The sequence below is a fragment of the Pseudomonas syringae genome, assembly GCF_000737245.1.
GTDB classification, from domain to species: Bacteria; Pseudomonadota; Gammaproteobacteria; order Pseudomonadales; family Pseudomonadaceae; genus Aquipseudomonas; species Aquipseudomonas syringae_J.
In genome coordinates this window covers 1-1,458 of record NZ_JPQU01000084.1, presented here as the reverse complement: position 1 = coordinate 1,458, position 1,458 = coordinate 1, and the positions used below count along the sequence as shown (strand labels likewise).

The 1,458-nt window shown below is 62.1% G+C and carries 1 protein-coding gene; it reads right to left on the bottom strand.

The features are described from left to right. A partial coding sequence (ilvA, locus tag IV01_RS02560) for a threonine ammonia-lyase, biosynthetic (RefSeq protein WP_032631346.1) occupies positions 1-1,458 on the bottom strand: 1,458 nt, incomplete at both ends.

The window sequence follows — 1,458 nt, the reverse complement described above, 5'->3', positions numbered from 1 at the left end:
CTTATAAGCCGGATTCTCGCTCTCATCCCAATACGGATAACCAATCTCGGCCAGTGCCGCCGGGATCAGGTGCCGTTCGTCTTCAGGCACTACCAGACCCGCCACCACCCGGCCATCCGCCGCGCCGTGGTTGCGGTAGTGGAACATCGAGATGGTCCATTGCCCGCCGAGCTTGTTGAGAAAGTTGAACAGCGCCCCCGGCCGCTCGGGGAATTCGAAGCGGAACACCACTTCATCGCTGACCCGCTCGGCATGCCCGCCAACCATGTGCCGGATGTGCAGCTTGGCCAGTTCGTTGTCGGTCAGGTCAGTCACCGGGAAGCCTTGCCCGATCAGGCTGGAGACCAGTTCTGAGCGCGGGTCGGTGTCCGGGTGAGTCTGCACGCCGACGAAGATGTGCGCTTCGCGGTCGGTATGGTAACGGTAGTTGAATTCGGTGATCTGCCGCTTGCCAATGGCCTGGCAAAACGCCTTGAAGCTGCCCGGCTGCTCGGGGATGGTCACCGCGATGATGGCTTCGCGGCCTTCGCCCAGTTCGGCGCGCTCGGCGACGTGGCGCAGGCGGTCGAAGTTGACGTTGGCACCAGAGTCGATGGCCACGAAGGTCTGGCCACTGACACCGTAATGCTCGACGTACTTCTTGATCCCGGCCACGCCCAATGCGCCGGCCGGCTCGGTGATCGAGCGGGTGTCGTCGTAGATGTCTTTGATCGCCGCGCAGATTTCATCGGTGCTGACGGTGATCACTTCATCGACGTAATCCTTGCAGACGTCGAAGGTGTACTGCCCGATCTGTGCCACCGCCACGCCGTCGGCAAACAGCCCGACCTGCTGCAACACCACACGCTCGCCGTAGGCCATGGCCTGTTGCAGGCAGTTGGAATCGTCCGGCTCGACGCCGATCACCTTGATGTCCGGGCGCAGGTATTTGACGTAGGCCGCGATTCCGGCGATCAAGCCACCACCGCCCACTGGAACGAAAATCGCGTCCAGTGGCCCTTGATGCTGACGCAGGATCTCCATCGCCACCGTGCCTTGCCCGGCAATCGTGTCGGGATCGTCATACGGGTGGATGTAAACGAAGCCCATCTCTTCGACCAGCTTCAGGGAGTAGGCCAGCGCTTCCGGGAACGAATCGCCATGCAACACCACTTTGCCGCCACGGGAGCGCACGCCTTCGACTTTAATCTCCGGGGTGGTCTTGGGCATCACGATGGTGGCTTCGACGCCCAGGGTCTTGGCGGCCAACGCCAGGCCTTGGGCATGGTTGCCCGCCGATGCAGTGACCACGCCACGAGCCAGTTCTTCCGGGCTCAACTGCGCCAGCTTGTTGTACGCGCCGCGAATCTTGAAGGAGAACACTGGCTGCAGATCTTCACGCTTGAGCAACACCTGATTGCCGAGGCGCTCGGACAGCTGACGGGCACCTTGCAGCGGGGTTTCCACGGCGATGTCGTA